Consider the following 16,786-nt stretch of genomic DNA (forward strand, 5'->3'; position numbering starts at 1 on the left):
GGCCGGTCGCTCCTCGCTCCGCTCCTCGCTCGGTGGGCTGGTATGAGCTTCGCCTCCGCCTCCGTGGCCCCCTAAAGGGGGCTGGTTTGGACCCCCACAGCCGTCAGCAACTCTGCCACGCACGGCCGCAAGCGACCGGTCGCAGGCGCTCAGCGCTGCCAGGCGTCGAGCTCGAAGGTCCAGTCGTCCAACTCCGACGCGCGCATCTGGAGGTCGGCGAGGAAGCCCTCGAGCCCGCGGTAGCGGCAGGGGATCCCTTCTTCCTCGATCATCATGACCTCGCACCTGCTCGAGCCGCTGCGACGCGCGACGATCGGCTCGCCGGACGCGAAGATCCCGAGCTGCAGCGAGTCGCCCACGAGCTCGCGGATGAACCCGTGCGTGACCGGCTGAGGCGACGCGGCCCAGAACTCGTAGACGGTGGGGTTGGTCGGCGCGTACATGGCCCACGCGTGGACGTAGGCGCGCAGATCCACGGGCATGTTGGCGCGAATGAGCTTCAGGACCTCGGGGTCTGGGGTCGTGCGCTCGGCTCCGGCTCGGAGCATGCGGATCAACGCCGCCGTCAGCGGGCCGAGGCGATCGAGCGCCGGGGCGACCTTGGCGTCGGGCGCGACCGCGACCGTGACCTCGAGCTTGGCCTCGGCCGCGCCGGGGGCCGCGAGCGTCTGACCCTCGACGAGCGCGGGCGCCGGCTCGCTCGGGACGCTCGGCAGGCTGTCGAGCACCCTCAGCGACTGCGCGAGACCCAGGACTCGACTCAAGCCGCCGCCGACCGCCAGCGTCGCCGTCTCGGGCAACATCAAGCGCAGGCCGGTCTCGTCGAGGCACAGGCGGACCTCGGCGAGGTCGAGGTCGTCCCAGCGCGCGAGCGCGTGGACCTGGCCGGCCGCGCTCACCGCCCACAGCCCGGCGTCACGTTCGGCCGCAGCCGCGATCACACAGATCTCTCGCTCGCGCGGATGGGGGAGGCAGCGAAGGCCGTAGATCTCGTCCATTTCGGGGCGAAAGCACAGCGCCGGCTCGAGCTCGCCCGTGGCCGCGGCCCGGTGGACGTGGATCTCACTGCCGAGCACGAAGGCCACGCCGCCGTCGGGCAGCCAGCAAGCCGACTCGATGCGGCCGGGCGCGGGCAGCTCGCCGAGGCAGCGGGCCCGGGCGTCGGGCTCGACCGCGTACAACAGCTGGCCCGAGCCGCCGATGACCAGGCTCCGGGCGGCCGCGTCGACCTCGAGGGTCTGACCGAAGAGCACGGTGGTCCGCACGGCCGAGAGCTTGGCGCCCTCGCCGTCGAACAGCGCGAACGCGTGCCGACCCCCACGCTTGGCGAGCGCCGACCAGCGTCCGCGATGGAGCACGACCTGGGCCTTGGCGCCGAACGCGTCCTGGACCGCAAAGGGGACCTCCGGGAGCGATCGCCTGGCCTCGCTATCTTCCTCGAGTCGAACCGGGCTGCCGGGGATCAGGTTTGGCATCCGCCGCAGTATTCCACGTCTCGACGCGGGTTATCCTCCGCCCATGCAACGGACGGGGCAGTGCCTGTGCGGCGCCGTCAGCTACACGGCCGACGTCGCGGCCTAGCAGCCCGGGCTGCAATGCCTCGCGCCGCCTCGCTTGGCCTTTTCGCCGATGGCTTTGTCGCCAAAACTTGCAGTACGCCCGGTACAGCGGCGTTTTGGCTTCGCGCCCTCGGCGGAAATTCCGGCGCGAGGCGACACGATGCATTGCACCCCGGGCTGCTAGCAGCCCGGGCTGCTAGCACGAGCGCTCGTGCCGCTCGCACGAAGTCCGCTCCGGGCACGCGCTACGAGTACCGGCTATGCTCCCACGCGGATGCAAGCGCCCGAGCCCGACGCCGACGCCCACCGAGCCCCCGCAGAGCCCCGGGCGCTGACCGCGGTCGAGGTCTCGGTCCGCGCCTACGCCCGGGCCTTTCCCTATCTCATCTGGCGCTACGGCGATCGCGGCCTCGGCCTGATCCGCAGCGACAACACCCACTTCATGGCCCTCGCCGAGCGCGACGCCGACGAGCTCGATCGCCAGGTCCGCTGGACCGCCGACCACCTGTCCGAGCGCGGGATGCCGCGCTGGATGCTCGAGCTCGATCTGCTGCTCCTGGCCCGGGCCAGCGCCCGCGCGCTCCCGCAGCGGCCCGACATCGCTGCGCGCCTGACCCAGACCGCCGCCGAGCTGACCCGGCAGCGGCGGGCCTCGATACCCGAGCCCGCCTTTCGCCGCTGCGCCACGAGCTTCGCCGACGCCCTCGGCCTCGGCCCGAGCCGCCTGTGGTTCGGGTTTGGATCGATCCTCGCGGCCGCGGTCGCCGACGAGCGCAGCGGCCTCGCCCACGCCGTCCCACGCGTCCACGAGTGGGCCGCCGATCGCCGCCGCTTCGGCCCGCGCTGGATCGCCGCGGTCGACCAGACCCTGGTCCGCGCCCATCGGCTCTGACGGCAGCGGCCAGGCCCTAGCACCCCGGGCTGCTAGCACCCCGGGCTGCTAGCACCCCGGGCTGCTAGGCCTCGCGCGAACCTGCGCCGCCCTCGGCGTCGACGATCTCGGCGTCGACCACGGCCCCGTCGCCGAGCCCGCCATCGCCGCCACGACCCACACCACCGCCGAAGCCGGCACGAAACCCGCCGGCCCCGATGTGCATCACCTGCACGTCGCCGCTGGCGATCCGCTTTTGCATCCGCTTCTTGACCAGGCTCGCTGTGGCCCGGCGGATCGGCGGGACCATCATCGCGAGCCCGAACACGTCGGTCATGACCCCGGGGGTGATCAGCATGACCCCGCCGGCCAGGATCAGCAGGCCCGAGACGATCCCGTCCTCGGGCAGCTCCATCTTGGCCATCGACTCTTGGTAGGCGGCGAGCGCCTTGCGCCCCTCGCGGCGAGCCAGCCACGCGCCGAGGAAGCCTGTGGCGGCGACCAGCGCGACGGTCGGCCCCGGGCCCATCAAGCCCCCGAGCGTGACGAGGAGGTAGATCTCGACGATCGGGACGAGGGTGAACAGGAGGAACAGGCGGCCGAGCACGTCGAGTCAGCCTAGCAGGAAATTTGTGGCCCCTGCCGGCACTCTGCACTCGGCCACCCACGGCCGCTCGCTCGTTCCTGGCTCGGTCGGCCCGCATGAGGTCCACCAGGGTCCGCGTGGGCCCTGGAAGGGGGCTCAGAGCTCACTTCACGCGGGGGCGTCTGCCGGGCGGGCCGTGAACTCGCCGGGGAAGGCGTCGAGGTAGCCCTTCAACAAGGTGTACGAGGGCACGCGCGAGCGGAGGATCCGCATGTTGCCGTAGTGCCCGACCACCGTCCGGTCGAGGAAGATCAGCTCGGTCGCGGGCTGGAACGAGGCCATGCGCTTGATCGAGCCCGGGACCAGCTTGACGACCTCGTCGTGGACCGTGGACCGACCGTAGTCGAAGATCGCCACGTCCAAGAAGGGATCGGCGAAGGTGTCGCGCCAGCCCTTGTAAAAGCTGTCGTCGGGCCGCGGCCCGCTCGGGCGCCGGACCTCGAGGCGCATCAGCGCGTCGTCGACCGCGTCCCAGTCTTCGGCGATGCCCTGCTCGATCAGATCTTTGTAGGCGACGATGATGTCGAGCTCGAGCCGCTTGGCGCAGCCGAAGTCGTAGAGCACGATCGTGCCGTCGCGGCGAAACGCGAAGTTGCCGGGGTTCGGATCGGCGTGGATGATGCCGAATTCGAACACCTGGCTGCACATCATGTGAAACAGGTTGCGACCGAGGGTGTCGCGCTCGGCCTGGGTGTAGCCCTTGTCGTCGAGCTCCGTGAGGCTGTCGCCGGGCTCGTAGGTCAGCGTCAGGACCCGCTGGCTCGAGCGCTCGCCGACGACCTCGGGCAAGACCATGAAGTCGTGGCGGCCGACGTGGAACTCGCGAAACAGGCGGACGTTGGCGGCCTCGTTGGTGTAGTCGAGCTCCTCGTGGAGGCGCTCGCGGACCTCCTTGAACGAGGCGTTGAGCGCCTCGCGGCCGATGTTGACGATCCCGCTCGCGCGCAGGGCGATCTTGAGCTGGGCGAGGTCCGAGTCGACCGCGCCGTCGACCCCGGGGTACTGGACCTTGACCACGACCTCGCGCCCGTCGTCGGTCGTCGCGCGGTGGACCTGGCCGATCGACGCGGCCGCGAAGGGCTCGGGGTCGAACTTCGAGAACAGGACCTCCGGCGGCGAGCCGAGCTCGCGCTCGATCTGCTCGGCGATGACCTCGAAGTCCATCGGCGGCGCCTCGCGCTGGAGCTTGCCGAGCGCGTCAGACAGCTCCTTGGGCAGGACGTCGTGGGCGATCGAGGCCATCTGGCCGACCTTCATGACCGCGCCCTTGAGCTCGCCGAGGGTCTGCGCGATCAGGTTGCCCGACTCGCGGTTGGCCTCCGAGCGCGCGGCCGCGGCGTCCTCGTCGGACTGAAACAGCGCCTTGACCTTCGTCTTGGCCAGGTTGCCCGCGACCGAGGCCGTCATGCTGGCAAGCTTGAAGAAGCGCTTGCCGCGAGTCGGAGGGTTCGCCACTGATCAGCACTGTGCACCGACGCCGGGAGTGGCGCAACAGCGGCAAATCTCCGATCGCAGCGCCGAGTTCGACCACTACGCGCCTTGTTTCGGCGACATCGGCGAGCTGTGGCTAGCAGGCTGCTGAAGAACCCAGCGCGGCCCAGAGCGAGATTGTCGCCGGGGCGCAGCGAGCACGATGAGATCGGCCTGCTCGGCCCAGCTCCGTCGCCGCCCGCCTACTTGCGCTTCTTCTTCTTTTTCTTCTTCTTCAGGTTCTTCTTCGAGTGCTTGACGTTGCGGTTGGCCTTCTGGACCACCCGCCCGTCCTGCTGCATCCGCTGCGGCGCCTCGCCGAGCTCCTGCAGCAGCTGCCCCTCGCCGAGCTGCAGCAGCTGCAACACGCTCGCATACAAAAACGGCGACAGCCCCAGGGCCATGCGCTTGTCGATCTGCGACAGCGCCACCTGAGGCCGCACGGGCACCCGAATGTTGACGACCTGAACCTCGGCGTGCCGCTCGTGGCGAGGATCGGCCAGCTCCGCGTCACCGGTGATGTGATGCATGCGGCAGGTCATCGGCCGGCGATCCCAGATCCGACAGCGGCCCTTGCCCTGATCCAAAAACGGGCAGGCCTCACCGCGCTCGGCGAAGGTCTTGCGACCCAGGCCCGCGGCCTTGCTGGTCATGCGGATCTTCTCGGGGTCCTTGCCCGTGTGCCCGGCCTGAATGTCCTTGAACTGCTGCTCGCCGAGCTCGCCGAGGCGCTGGGCGACCTGGGCGAAGTCCTTCCAGGTCCGGATCTCGCGGTAGATCGCCAGGGCCTCGGGCCCGCTGACGCCGTAGGGCGCGGCGTAACAGGCGCCCTTGCCCGCGGGGGTGCCCGGGACCGCGGCGTCGCTGACCCCGAGCTCGGCGCGCACGGCCTCGACGTAGCGGTCGTAGGCCGTCAGCATGTCATCGACGCGATCGTAGAAGCCCCGCGGCAAGCGCTTGGTCTTGGTCACGTCGGCGATGCCCGGGAGGCCCGAGAGCTCGTCGACGATCTTCTGCATCGTGTCGATGTGCTCCTGGGCCTTCTTGCGCGCACGCCTCGAGATCCGCGTGACGCGGTCGCGAGGCAACTTGACCCGAGGGCCGAACAGCGCGGCGAGAAAATTGAGCACGGTCGCACGGCTTGTATCAGACCCGCAGCAAGGATCCAGTCCGCGGGCCCGGGCGGCCGCTTGCGTACCGCAAAACGCGCAAGTAGCGTGCGCTTCATGATCGCCCGCCGCCCCCGAATTCGCCCCTCGCTCCTCGTCGCGCTCACGCTTGGCCTCGCGTCGCTGACCGCCTGCGACAGCGACAAGAGCAACGCGCCCGGCGACGGCGGCGGTGTCGCGTCCGAGACCGAGGGCAAGGCGGACGCCGAGGCCGGCAAGGACTACGCCTACGCCGCCAGCGGGTTCACGCTCACGGCCACGACCGAGGTCAAGCTCGAGCTGTCCTCGAACCAGGGCCAGGGCGCGTCGGAGCTGTCGGCCCGCAGCGTGATCGAGGCGACCCCCGAGGGCGACAAGCTCAAGCTCCACGGCAAGGTCGTCGAGCTCATGGGCTACGAGGGCTCGGGCCAGCTCGACCCCGAGTTCATGCGCAAGCAGGCCGAGGAGGCCGGCGAGGAGCCGATGGATCTGATGGCCGAGCTGGCCAACTCCGAGAGCTGGACGATCGTCAACCTCAAGGGCGAAGCCGACGAGGACCTGACCAAGGCTCTGGCCGAGAACGCCAGCAAGGACGACGCGCCGATGGACTTCGGCCTGTTCAGCCTCCCGGATCTGCCGACCGTCGACCTCGAGCCCGGGACCAAAGTCACGCTCCCGACCAAGGCCGACGAGCGCGAGCTGCCCTTCGGCTCGGTCCCCGTCGAGGTCGACATCAGCTGGACCCTGCGCGAGATCGCCGGCACCGTGGCCGAGCTCGACGTGACGATCGAGGGCAGCGGCGCGACCGAGATCGAAGCCGGCGGCGGCAACACGGCGATGGTCTCGATCCTCGAAGAGTCGTCCTACACGATCTTCTTCGACATGGAGGCCAAGCTGCCCAAGTCCTACAACGGCTACAGCCAGAGCGAGATCACGGTCGATATCCCCGGGCAGCCGATCCAGTTCTCGACCAACAACGAGGTCTCGACGACCTACGAGGTCGGCTCGGTGCCCGCCGAGGCCCCCGCGGAAGCCGCCCCGGCCGAGGCCGCCCCGGCGGAGGCCGCCCCGGCCGAAGCCAGCTGAGCGCTGCGCAGCTCGGGGCGGGCCAGGGCCGGCCGCACGCGGCCTCCGCGAGGCCACGTGCAGGCTGGCTAGGCCAGCGCGGCCTTGATCCGGACCTCGACCTCGTCGGGCGCGCCGACCCCGTCGACACGCTTGAGCAGGCCCTTGGCGGCGTAGAAGGGCACGATCGGGGCGGTCTCCGCGTGATACTTGTCGAGCCGCGCGCGGCAGGCTTCGGGGGTGTCGTCCTTGCGGTGAACCAGGCGCGCGCGCACGGCCTCGTCGGCGGGCGGGTTGTACTCGAGGTGGTAAATTTTCCCGGTCTCGGGGTCCTGGCGCCGGTGGATGATCCGGTTTTCGATCAGCTCGTCGGGGACCTCAATCTGGACGACGGCGTCGAGCTCGATCCCGGCCGCGGTCAGGGCCGCGTCGAGGGCCTCGGCCTGAGGCGTGGTCCGCGGGAAGCCGTCGAGCATGAACCCGTCCTTGCAGTCGTCTTGCTGGATCCGCTCGAGGACCATGGCGATCACGAGCTCGTCGGGGACGAGCGCGCCGCTGCGCATGTACTCGTCGGCGCGCTTGCCGAGCTCGGTTCCGGCCTTGACCGCCGCGCGAAACATGTCGCCGGTCGAGATGTGGGGGATGGCGTAGGTCTCGACGAGACGGCCCGCCTGGGTGCCTTTTCCAGCCCCTGGGGGGCCGACCAAGATCAGTCGCATGCTCTCGTGCTCGCTTTTGGCTGGGGGGTTTGAGGGCCTGGCCAATTGTCGCCGGGCCCGATGGCCGGGGAGCGTCGCACCCCGGGCGAGCCCCCGCAAGCGCGCGAAGCTGTGCGCGCGTTCGGTCGACGGCAATCCCAATCCACCCGGAGATTTTGGTGGAAGAGCGGACCAGACTGGTTTGCGAGCGCAGACGGCGACACCGGAGACGACGACGGCGACAACGACGGCAGCGGCGACCCTGGCGGCCCGCCGTGCGCGAGCTCGTCTGCGACGTCAACTCCGCCCCGGGCATCGAGCCCGGCTGCGCGCTCAGACCTTGCCCTGGAGCAGCTCCTTGACCGAGCTGGCGCCGTACTTGCCGAGGGTCCGGCCGAAGGTGCGCCAGTCGAGGGTCCCGAACAGGGTGTCCGCGACGCCAAAGGGCAGCATCGCCGGGATGAAGCCCCGGGCGTACTCGAGCGCGAAGCAGCGATCGGGCATCCGGTAGCCCTGGGCCACGCCGCGCGGGAGCACGTGCAGATCTCCGGGCCGGTAGACCTCCTTGACCGGCGAGGTCTCCGAGTAGGCCCACTGCTCACCCTCTAGGATGTAGAAGTAGTCCTCGGCCCAGAACCGCCCGGAGTGCCCCTCGGTCCCGATCGGCGTGCCGAAGATGATCACGTACTCGGTGATCGACGCGTGCAGGACGGTCATCATGCCCATCGCGCCGCCCGCGTTGTTGAGCACCCACTCGCGGTCGTCGCGGATGTGGCCGGGGTACTCGTGCTCGAGCTCGGCGGCGATCTGCTCGATCATGATCTCGAGCGGACGGCCGAGAGCGCCACGGGCGATCCGTGCGAGGACTTCTGGGTCGAACAGGTAGCTCATGGGCGATGACTCCCTCGCATATCCGCAGACCGCGGAGGCATGCGGCGGATCACACTGGGCGGCTGAGGCCGTTGAGGATCAGGTCCAGGATCGCCTGAAATGCGTGATCCAGCGTCACCCCGTCCTCGGCCAGAATCTCCGGGCGCAGCACGCCCTCGACCGCGGCGACCAGGCTGCGCTGGACGAGGCGTGGGTCGAGATCGGCGCGGAAGCGGCCGTTGTCGATGCCCGAGCGGATCACCGCCTCGATCTTCGAGAAGCTGTCTCGGCGGGACGCCGCGACCAGCTCCGTGAGCGAGGGTGTGCTCTCGAGGTCCTGGTGGAAGGCTGGCTGGGCCTTGGCGTAGACCCGGCAGATCAGCAGCATGACCTCCCGCAGCTGATCGGACTCGTCCCCCCCGGTCGCCACGAGCCGATCGACGCCGCCCCGGAGGCGCTCCAGCCGACGCGCGAGCGCCTTGCGGGCCATGTCCTCCTTCGTGCGAAATTGCTCATAGAGCGTTCGCTTGCTGATCCCGACGTCTCGAGCGAGCTCGTCGACGCGCATGCCCCGGTATCCCTGCTCGAGAAGCCGAGTCTCAGCGTGGTCCAAGATTCGCATTTCCAGTGACGACTGTTGTATTTCCCTCTGCATTTTGGTGATTTCGCCAACAAAAAAGGCGACAGATGCAATCCAACATGCCCTCTGTGGAGCGTCAATATTCGCCTCTCGCGGCACATCACACCCAATGGAAGTAAAAATAGGGAACCAAAACCCGATCCCCGGATGCAGTCCGAAATGGGCGAAACTACACACTTTTTTGAGCAGCGGGGCTCAGATCATCTGCACGACCGGCCGGGCGACCGGTCCTGACAGCGCGCGGATGCGCCGATCCCGACCACTGCGCGCGGTTCCCGGACGCGCGATGACCACGCGAGGCTCCCACAGCTCGTCTCGCTCGCGCAGCCAGTCGTAGGCGGCCGAGCGGCTGCGCAGATCCAGATCGATGCGATCGGCGATGCGCATCGAGAAGCTCGGCCCGGCCTGGCCCTGAACCTCGAGGCGGATGACCAGAGACCGCGGCTTGGGGCCCTTGCGCCGCGCGCCCGCCCGGCTCGCGCCGAGCTCGGTGTCGGCGAAGGGGTCGAGGCCGGTCCGCGACGCCCGAGCGGAGATCTGAACGGCGTCGGGATCGGCGGCGATGTCGGCGGCGACCAGCGCGGGGTCCTCGGGCAGGAAGGCCTGGCGCACGCTCGCGGTCAGCCACGCGCCCGGCACCGTCACGCCCTCGAGCGCGGCGTCGCGCGGCGGCGGCGGGAGTCGAACCACCCGCGGGCGCGGCAAGGTCCCGACCGCGCGGCCGGACTCGAGCTCACCGTCGAGGGCGCCGCCGCTCGCGGGCGGCGCGAAGCCGACGACCCGAACATGGAGCCCGCTGCGGAGGCGCAAGAAGCCCAAGGGTGAGCTCAAGACCAGCTCGTAGCGCTCGCCGAGGATCGCGACCTCGGGCAAGACCGTGCGCTCGGTCGTGTGTTGGCGGGGGTCGATCTCGGGATCGCCGTGGGGCAGCAGCTCGATCAAGGTGCTGTTCGTGGCCAGCGAGAACGCGTCCATCGGGCTGCGTCGGGCCGGGAGCCCGATGCGTCCGGCCGCGTGGAGCCAGCCCGAGTTGATGACCGGCAAGCGGCTGCGGACGCGCTCGTCGAGGTCGTGCTCGGCGAACAGCCAGCGCAGCTGCGGCAGCCGACGCTCGAGCGGCGCCCGGATCAGCTGCTCGAGCCAGCCGCAGGTCGCGAGGCTCGGGAGCACGAGCGCGTCGGGCCGAAAGCGGCGCAGGTCGTCGATCAGCTGGAGCGGATCCCGGGGCACGCTGTCGATCCGCAGGAGCTCGACGGCCGGCGACAGCGAGCGCAGGTCATCCATGCGCACGCGATCGACGAGGTGGTCGTCGGCCAGGGCCTCGACGAGCGCGACGCGCTCCGGCGTCGCGCTGCCCAGGCGCTGGCGCCAGACCCCGCGGACCGCCTTGCGATCCACGCTCGCCGCGGTCAGCTGCTCGTCGTCGAGCTCCTCGCGCCCGAAGCCGAGGCGCGCGGTCACCCGCTCGACGTGGCTGAGCGGGTCCATCAGCGGGACCGAGGCCCGAAAGTCGTCGAAGCTGACCAGGCGCAGCAGCCCGAACTCGCGCCCGACCTCCGTGTCTCCGAGCGCCTCGAACAACGCGACGAGGCGGCGGCGACGGCCACGATCGCGGACACCTCCGCCGCCGCTCACCGCTACCGCGCCCACTACTCGACCTCGCGACGGATGTCGCGGAAGAACAGCGCGTACTGGTGGCCGTCGGAGTGGACCCGCAGCCACGCGTCGAGGCTCGGTTGCGTGCGCGGGTCGGCGACCAGCGACAGCGCCTCGCGGACGCTGGTGTAGACGTCCGGCGGCGAGACCGTGGCCTCGATGACCGGGATCAGCTCGGGCGCGTGGGTGACGATCGCCTGGCCGAGGTCGAACCAGCGCTGGTTGGAGAACTCGATCGCGCCCTCGCAGTGATCCCCGGCCAGGCGCGCGAGCGCGCCGAAGTCACCGATCTTGATCAGCTCGTGCATGTGCGGCTCGATCAGCGAGTAGACCTCGGGCCGGATCGCGATGATCTCGTGGGTCGACTCGCGCCACATCCAGTCGTCGTCCTCTTCGACGATGACCAGGCCGACGAGGTCCATGCCGACCGGCAGCGCGTCGACGAGCTCGGCGAGGCCGAAGCTGATCGGCGCCCAGTCGACCTGGCGCTCGGGGCTGCGCAAGAGCGTGACGAGCTCGGACAGCTCGTCGGGCGAGATCGCCATGCGAGCGCGGCGCTCCCCGAGCTTGACGACCTGGTAGGAGATGTCGCGCGCGGCCTCGAACAGCACCCGCCACTCGCCGCTGAGCAGCTCGACCTTGAGGTCGTGATCGCCGAGCAGATAGCCGAGCTGCTCGAGGCTCGCGTCTGCCAGCGCCTCGAGGATCTGGGCCTCGAGCGCACGGTACACCTCCGAAGGGAGCTGGTAGGCGTGACAGCGCACGGCGGCCAGGCTACCCCAGTCTCGATTCGACGCACAATGCGCGCGCTGTGCTCCTCCCCCACGAAGGGGAGGCTATGATCCGCCAACGCACCCGGCCGACCGGGTGGTCCCGAACCCGCCGCGCGCCCCCGCCTGACACAGGAACACACGCCGATGATCAAGCTCTCTTTGGACCCCCGCATCGCCGAGCAGCAGATCGAAGCCATCATCTTCTACCTCACGACTTGCGGCTACATCGACAACGAGTTCGACCTCAGCGAGAAGGCCTTCGTCCGCGCCTACCTGCGCAAGGTCGTGACCGAGCGGATCGACTCGCGCAAGAGCGACGAGCTCTCGCCCGAGGCCCGCTACGAGGCGATCGAGCGCGAGCACGAGCACTACGTCGAGGTCTTCCAGCAGATCGATCGCGAGGTCAAGGAGCTGTTCACCGAGGCCGTGGCCGACGGCGAGGACGTCGGCGAATTCGTCAAGGCCAAGCTCAAGCTGCGCGCGTTCGAGATGTTCAAGGATCTCGACGAGCAAAACCGTGAGGCCCTGCTCGGCGTCGTCGACGAATTCATCAACGCCGACGGGGTCGTCCACCCCGAGGAGGTCAAGTTCCGCAACGAGCTCGCCGCGCTCCTCGACCAGGATCCGATGGTCGGCGACGAGGACGTCGTCGGCGACGAGATCGAGCTCCAGCAGCCGATCTCGATCGAGCCGCGGACCGAGAACCACCCCTTCTTCACCAGCTTCGAGCACCACTACTCGGCCAACCCCAGCAAGATCCGCAAGCAGATCGACGCCGACGTCGCGGTCCTCGATCAGGCCCAGGCCTACTGGAACAAGGAGCGCGAGCGCAGCCTCGGCAAGCTCGCGAGCGCGAGCTCGGTCGACGACTTCGAATTCGGCGCGGCGCCCTTCCTCGACGGCCACGTCCACGTCGTCCCGCCCAGCGACCGCGACTTCGAGATGATCGTGCTCGGCGACCTCCACGGCTGCTACTCGAACCTCAAGGCCGCGCTGATGCAGGCCGACTTCATGGACAAGGTCAAGCGCTTCCGCGCCGACCCGGCCAACAACCCCGAGATCAAGCTCGTGCTGCTCGGCGACTACATCGACCGCGGGCGCTTCTCCTACAACGGCATCTTGCGCACGGTCCTCAAGCTGTTCTTGACCGTGCCCGAGCACGTCTACGTGCTCCGCGGCAACCACGAGTACTACATCGAGTACCAGGGCCGAGTCTACGGCGGCGTGCGCCCGGCCGAGGCGATCAACTCCCTCGTCAATCACGTGCCCGACGAGATCTTCGAGCGCTACCTCAAGTTCTTCGACTCGATGCCCAACATGCTGATCCACGATCGGATGTTGTTCGTCCACGCGGGCATCCCCCGCGACGCGCTGATCCGCGAGCGCTGGCAGGGCATGTCGACCCTCAACGACCCCGACATCCGCTTCCAGATGCTGTGGAGCGACCCGAGCCGCGCCGAGGTGATCCCCGAAGATCTCCAGGCCGCGAGCGCCCGCTTCCCCTTCGGCCGCAAGCAGTTCCGCTCGTTCATGGGCAAGCTCGGCTGCAACCTCCTCGTCCGCGGTCACGAGAAGGTCAACGCCGGGTTCAAGTCGGTCTACCGCGACGACGACATCCGCCTCCTGACCGTGTTCTCGGCCGGCGGCATCGACAACGACGACATCCCGCCGGACTCCAACTACCGCGACGTGCGGCCGATGGCCCTGACGATCAAGCGGACCCAGGGCGAGATCACGGCCACGCCGTGGGCGATCGACTACAGCCGCTACCAGTCGCCCGAGCTCAACGCGTTCAAGGAGCGCGCGCCCGAGATCGATATTCCGTGACCCCCCGCAGCCTCCGTGGTCCCCCCACAGCCTCCTGAGGAGGCTCATTTTCTGTGGGCATGGCTACGGCTAAGCTGTGTGGCGCGCCGTGAGTCGTGACCCCGAGACCGTTCGTCGTCTGCTCGAGGATGACTTGATCGAGTGGGCCGACGACACCAGCTTGCGCCTGGTCTGGGCCGACCTGCTGCAGCTCGAGGGCGACCCCCTCGGCCAGCTGGTGGTCCTCGATCACGCCGCCGCGACGGCCCGCGCCGCGGTCGCCGAGCGGGCCCGGGCCGAGGCCGACCTGCTGCGGCGACGGCTCGCGGCGCGGCTGTGGGACGAGGCGGTGCCCGACAACCCCGGGGTCACGCTGCGCTGGCAGCTCGGCTTCGTGCGCGAGCTGGAGGTCAGGGCGAGCAAGCTCTCGACCGCGAACACCCCGGCGCCGACCCACTGGCGCCGCCGCCTCCGCGCCAAGTTCAAGCCCACGCGCCTCGACACCATCAACTGGATCGTGCCGCTGCTCATGCGCCAGCCCGCGCTGCGCTGGGTCGAGGTCGTGCGCGTCGAGCTCGAGAGCGATCACGACATCGGCGCGTGGTCGCAGTGGCTGACCCATGGCCGCCTGACCAACCCGACCCTGCGCGAGATCCATATTGGGCGCCCGGCGCGGCTGTGCGAGCGACCCAGCGGCGCGTGGGAGCCCGGGAGCATCGGCGGGCGACGCAGCACCGCCAACGTCGCGCTGATCGAGAGCTTTCGGCGGCTGCGATGGCTCAGCCTCGGCGGTCAGATGATCCGGCTGCCGTGCCGCGAGGGCTCGCCGCAGACCCGCCTCCACCACGTCCGGGGCCTGGCCAAGCGCCCGCTGACCAGCCCCAACCGCGCGTCGCTGGCCCGCGCGCTGTGGGACGCGAGCGTGCTCGTTCATCAGGCCGCGTTCGAGACCGCGCGGGCGCTCGGGCCCGAGGCCGAGTTCTTGCTCGACGATCTGATCTGGTTTCTGCGTCCGCCGATCGGCAAGAAAGACCCGCGCCAGGCCGAGGCCCTGCGCACGCTCGCGACGATCGGTCCGGCGAGCGCGAGCTTGCTGCCCGAGGTCGTCGCCGCCGCCGAGCCGCTGGTCACCCATCATGGCCGCCTCGAGGCCCTGATGCAGTGGCTGGCCGCGCTCGGCGGCGCCGCGACGCCGGCCCTCGCGCTGGTCGAGGCCGTGCTCGAGCAGCCGGCCAAGGCCCTGCCCAAGTCGCTGCGGGTCGCGGCCAAGCGGGCCCACAAGGCGATCTGCGGGTGACCCAGTCTCCCAGGACCTGAGGGCCCGAGCGAAGCGAGGGTGTCGGGGCGCCGCCCCGAGTCAGGGAGACGATGGAGATGGAGATCGCGACTAATTTTGCTGGCCAGACCGAGCGTGCCAGCGTCGCGCCGATGCGTGATGACGCTCCGGAGCCCGTCGACGACGAACTCCCCGAGGCCCCCCGCGACCGGCCCCGAGGCGCCACGCGCACGATCTCGCGGTGGTTGTCGAGCAACAGCTGGCTGATCCTCGCGGCCGCGGCCGGCCTCGTGCTGACCCGGGTCGTCGAGTTCAGCGCGCCTGGTGAAGTGCGGATCGACGACGCGACCGTCGACCTCGTCGGCGAGGCGCCGAGCCAGGAGTTCTCCAGCCAGCTCGGCAACCCCCAGGCCGTGCAGCTGCGCGCGACGCTGCGCCTGTACCCGCGCAACGACCTCGACGTCCGCGAGCCCGACCCCGAGCTCGACGCCAAGGCCCGGATCCTCTCGCAGCCGGTCGTGACTACGATCTACGCGATGAACGCCACGATCGATCAGACCGTGCGCCTCGACGGCGGCGAGCTCGAGATCGACGTCGCGCTGGCCGGGACCCCGCGGGTCGGCGAGGCCAGCCGCAACAAGGTGCCCGAGCTGACCCTCGAGCAGGAGCTGACCGTCACCAGCCGCCAAAACAAGTGGCTCGGCGAGCCCGAGCAGCGCGTCCACCTCCACACCCGCGGGACGCTGACCGATCTCGAGGCTCGGCCCTACCGCTGGGTGTTCGTCGTCGAGGGCAAGCTCTTCGCCCTCGACCTCGAGCTCAACCGCGGCGTGTAGGGTTCAGGACCACGCCGCGGGCGTGACGCAGGAGATAGGCGGCGACGCCGAACGCGACCGAGACGTTGAGCGAGCCCTTGATGCCCGCCATCGGGACGCGCGCGACCTCCTCGCAGCGAGCGATGATGCGCGGGTCGACGCCCGAGACCTCGTGGCCGAGGACCAACACGATCGGCGGATCCCCGGGCCCACCCGCGCGGTCGACGAGCTCGAAGAGATCGCGCGAGCGCGGGCCGCCCTCGAGCGCCCACAGCCGCTTGCCCGCGGCGACGAGCGCGGCGGCGGCGGCGGAGGCGTCGGGCTGATGACTCCACGCGACGCTGCGCTCGGCGCCCAGCGAGGTCTTGGCGAACTTGGGGTGGGCGGGCGTGGGCGTGAACCCGCCGAGGTGCATGTGCGTGACCCCGGCCCCATCGGCGGTCCGAAACATGGAGCCGACGTTGCGGAGGCTGCGGACGTTATCGAGCAGCGCCTCGACCCGGGGCCCGCTTGCGATCCGATCCTCGTGAACTTCTTGGGTGTCGTAGACCTCACCGACGAAGCGGGTGGGGGCCTGACACAGCGGGCAGCGCGATCCGAGCTCGCTCGCCTCGGCGACCGGGAAGCTCAGACCGCACCCGGCGGCCTGGCACTCACGCTGCTGGTAGCGCACGGCGGGACTGTACGCGCTGGAGGACGCAATCACGAGTTTCCAAACGGCCCCTCGCTGCGGCGGCGAAGCCCCCTCCGCTCACCCCAGACGCTCGCCTCTCGGCTCGTACTCGCCCGAAATCATCCAGAATCTTCAATTCAGCGCTTGATTTAGGGCTAGAATCGACCCGTGCCCTATCGCGACGAACAGCAGGCCTTGCTGCTGGAGGTGGCGAATCTCGAGCAAGAGAACCGTCGCCTCCAAGGCGCGTTGAGCGAAGCCGAGGACCGCTTCAAGTCCCTGCTGAGCGGCGAGTACGAGGAGCGGCGCAAGACCCTGCGGATGTCGTGCGTGATGTGCTCCGGCAACTTGCTCCCGGTCGCAATCGTCGCCGGCCACGACGTCCGCAACCCCCTGCCCCTCAAGATGAGCACCCTTCGCTTCGGCTCGCCCGAGGGCGGCTTCACGGCCTCGGCCCCGGTCCGCTCCTACGCCTGCGGAACCTGCGGCTACATCCACAGCTTCATCGACATGCAAGGGATTTAACCTTAGCCCCCCACAGCCGCTTTCGCACTTTGCCACGCACGGCCGCCAGCGGCCGGTCGCTCCCTCGCTTCGCTCCTCCGCTCGGTGGGCTCTCATGAGCTACGCAGCGGGATGCGTGGCCCCCCAGAGGGGGGCTCGGCGTGGCTTGCGGGCAGGGGTGCTCAACCGCCCCACAGCCGCTTTCGCACTTTGCCACGCACGGCCGCCAGCGGCCGGTCGCTCCCTCGCTTCGCTCCTCCGCTCGGTGGGCTCTCATGAGCTACGCAGCGGGATGCGTGGCCCCCCAGAGGGGGGC

The 16,786-nt window shown here is 69.7% G+C and carries 15 protein-coding genes and 1 pseudogene; 6 read left to right on the top strand and 10 right to left on the bottom strand.

Going from position 1 to position 16,786, the window contains the following annotated elements:
* Positions 1-149: 149 nt before the first annotated feature.
* Complete coding sequence (locus ENSA5_RS33070; protein WP_106395717.1) at positions 150-1,475, bottom strand: hypothetical protein; 1,326 nt, start codon at positions 1,473-1,475, stop codon at positions 150-152.
* Positions 1,476-1,833: 358 nt separating this feature from the next.
* Here ENSA5_RS33070 and ENSA5_RS33075 point away from each other — a divergent pair, with 358 nt between their 5' ends.
* Positions 1,834-2,451: a hypothetical protein gene (locus ENSA5_RS33075; RefSeq protein WP_106395718.1), complete on the top strand. Its 618-nt coding sequence runs from the start codon at positions 1,834-1,836 to the stop codon at positions 2,449-2,451.
* 64 nt (positions 2,452-2,515) lie between these two features.
* Here ENSA5_RS33075 and ENSA5_RS33080 read toward each other — a convergent pair whose 3' ends face one another.
* The 3 genes from ENSA5_RS33080 to ENSA5_RS33090 form a co-directional block, all read right to left on the bottom strand.
* On the bottom strand, positions 2,516-3,037 hold the full coding sequence (locus ENSA5_RS33080; RefSeq protein ID WP_106395719.1) for an FxsA family protein: 522 nt from the start codon (positions 3,035-3,037) through the stop codon (positions 2,516-2,518).
* Positions 3,038-3,184: 147 nt separating this feature from the next.
* Positions 3,185-4,483 (bottom strand): ABC1 kinase family protein, encoded by a 1,299-nt coding sequence (locus tag ENSA5_RS33085; RefSeq protein ID WP_146156376.1) that lies wholly within the window; start codon positions 4,481-4,483, stop codon positions 3,185-3,187.
* 266 nt (positions 4,484-4,749) lie between these two features.
* Positions 4,750-5,676 (bottom strand): YkgJ family cysteine cluster protein, encoded by a 927-nt coding sequence (locus ENSA5_RS33090; protein ID WP_106395721.1) that lies wholly within the window; start codon positions 5,674-5,676, stop codon positions 4,750-4,752.
* A 96-nt stretch (positions 5,677-5,772) separates the two neighbouring features.
* Here ENSA5_RS33090 and ENSA5_RS33095 point away from each other — a divergent pair, with 96 nt between their 5' ends.
* The gene (locus tag ENSA5_RS33095) at positions 5,773-6,780 is read left to right on the top strand and encodes a hypothetical protein (RefSeq protein ID WP_146156377.1); all 1,008 of its coding nucleotides are present in this window, start codon (positions 5,773-5,775) and stop codon (positions 6,778-6,780) included.
* 68 nt (positions 6,781-6,848) lie between these two features.
* Here ENSA5_RS33095 and ENSA5_RS33100 read toward each other — a convergent pair whose 3' ends face one another.
* The 5 genes and pseudogenes from ENSA5_RS33100 to ENSA5_RS33120 form a co-directional block, all read right to left on the bottom strand.
* Positions 6,849-7,478 carry an adenylate kinase gene (locus ENSA5_RS33100; RefSeq protein WP_106395723.1) on the bottom strand — a complete coding sequence of 210 codons (630 nt, stop codon included), beginning with the start codon at positions 7,476-7,478 and terminating at the stop codon, positions 6,849-6,851.
* Between the two features lie 312 nt (positions 7,479-7,790).
* Positions 7,791-8,363 (bottom strand): annotated as a pseudogene (locus ENSA5_RS33105) (ERG2 family protein); the annotation flags it as partial.
* A gap of 34 nt (positions 8,364-8,397) precedes the next feature.
* On the bottom strand, positions 8,398-8,982 hold the full coding sequence (locus ENSA5_RS33110) for a TetR/AcrR family transcriptional regulator (RefSeq protein WP_106395725.1): 585 nt from the start codon (positions 8,980-8,982) through the stop codon (positions 8,398-8,400).
* A 180-nt stretch (positions 8,983-9,162) separates the two neighbouring features.
* Positions 9,163-10,602 (bottom strand): hypothetical protein, encoded by a 1,440-nt coding sequence (locus ENSA5_RS33115; protein ID WP_106395726.1) that lies wholly within the window; start codon positions 10,600-10,602, stop codon positions 9,163-9,165.
* A gap of 14 nt (positions 10,603-10,616) precedes the next feature.
* Complete coding sequence (locus tag ENSA5_RS33120) at positions 10,617-11,387, bottom strand: hypothetical protein (protein WP_106395727.1); 771 nt, start codon at positions 11,385-11,387, stop codon at positions 10,617-10,619.
* A gap of 153 nt (positions 11,388-11,540) precedes the next feature.
* Here ENSA5_RS33120 and ENSA5_RS33125 point away from each other — a divergent pair, with 153 nt between their 5' ends.
* The 3 genes from ENSA5_RS33125 to ENSA5_RS33135 all read left to right on the top strand — a co-directional run bounded on the left by ENSA5_RS33125 (position 11,541) and on the right by ENSA5_RS33135 (position 15,314).
* The gene (locus tag ENSA5_RS33125) at positions 11,541-13,223 is read left to right on the top strand and encodes a metallophosphoesterase (protein ID WP_106395728.1); all 1,683 of its coding nucleotides are present in this window, start codon (positions 11,541-11,543) and stop codon (positions 13,221-13,223) included.
* 88 nt (positions 13,224-13,311) lie between these two features.
* Positions 13,312-14,499, top strand: coding sequence for a hypothetical protein (locus ENSA5_RS33130; RefSeq protein ID WP_146156378.1), 1,188 nt, complete (start codon positions 13,312-13,314; stop codon positions 14,497-14,499).
* A gap of 77 nt (positions 14,500-14,576) precedes the next feature.
* Positions 14,577-15,314, top strand: a complete 738-nt coding sequence (locus tag ENSA5_RS33135; protein ID WP_181198412.1) for a hypothetical protein — start codon at positions 14,577-14,579, stop codon at positions 15,312-15,314.
* Here ENSA5_RS33135 and ENSA5_RS33140 read toward each other — a convergent pair.
* Positions 15,298-15,966, bottom strand: coding sequence for a TrmH family RNA methyltransferase (locus ENSA5_RS33140; RefSeq protein WP_181198413.1), 669 nt, complete (start codon positions 15,964-15,966; stop codon positions 15,298-15,300). The two genes, ENSA5_RS33135 and ENSA5_RS33140, sit on opposite strands and share 17 nt — an antisense overlap.
* A 168-nt stretch (positions 15,967-16,134) precedes the next feature.
* Between ENSA5_RS33140 and ENSA5_RS33145 the strand changes: the two genes are divergently transcribed.
* Positions 16,135-16,491: a hypothetical protein gene (locus ENSA5_RS33145; RefSeq protein WP_106395732.1), complete on the top strand. Its 357-nt coding sequence runs from the start codon at positions 16,135-16,137 to the stop codon at positions 16,489-16,491.
* The last annotated feature ends 295 nt before the right edge of the window (positions 16,492-16,786 follow it).

This window comes from Enhygromyxa salina, from assembly GCF_002994615.1.
In the GTDB taxonomy this organism is placed as follows: domain Bacteria; phylum Myxococcota_A; class Polyangia; order Nannocystales; family Nannocystaceae; genus Plesiocystis; species Plesiocystis salina_A.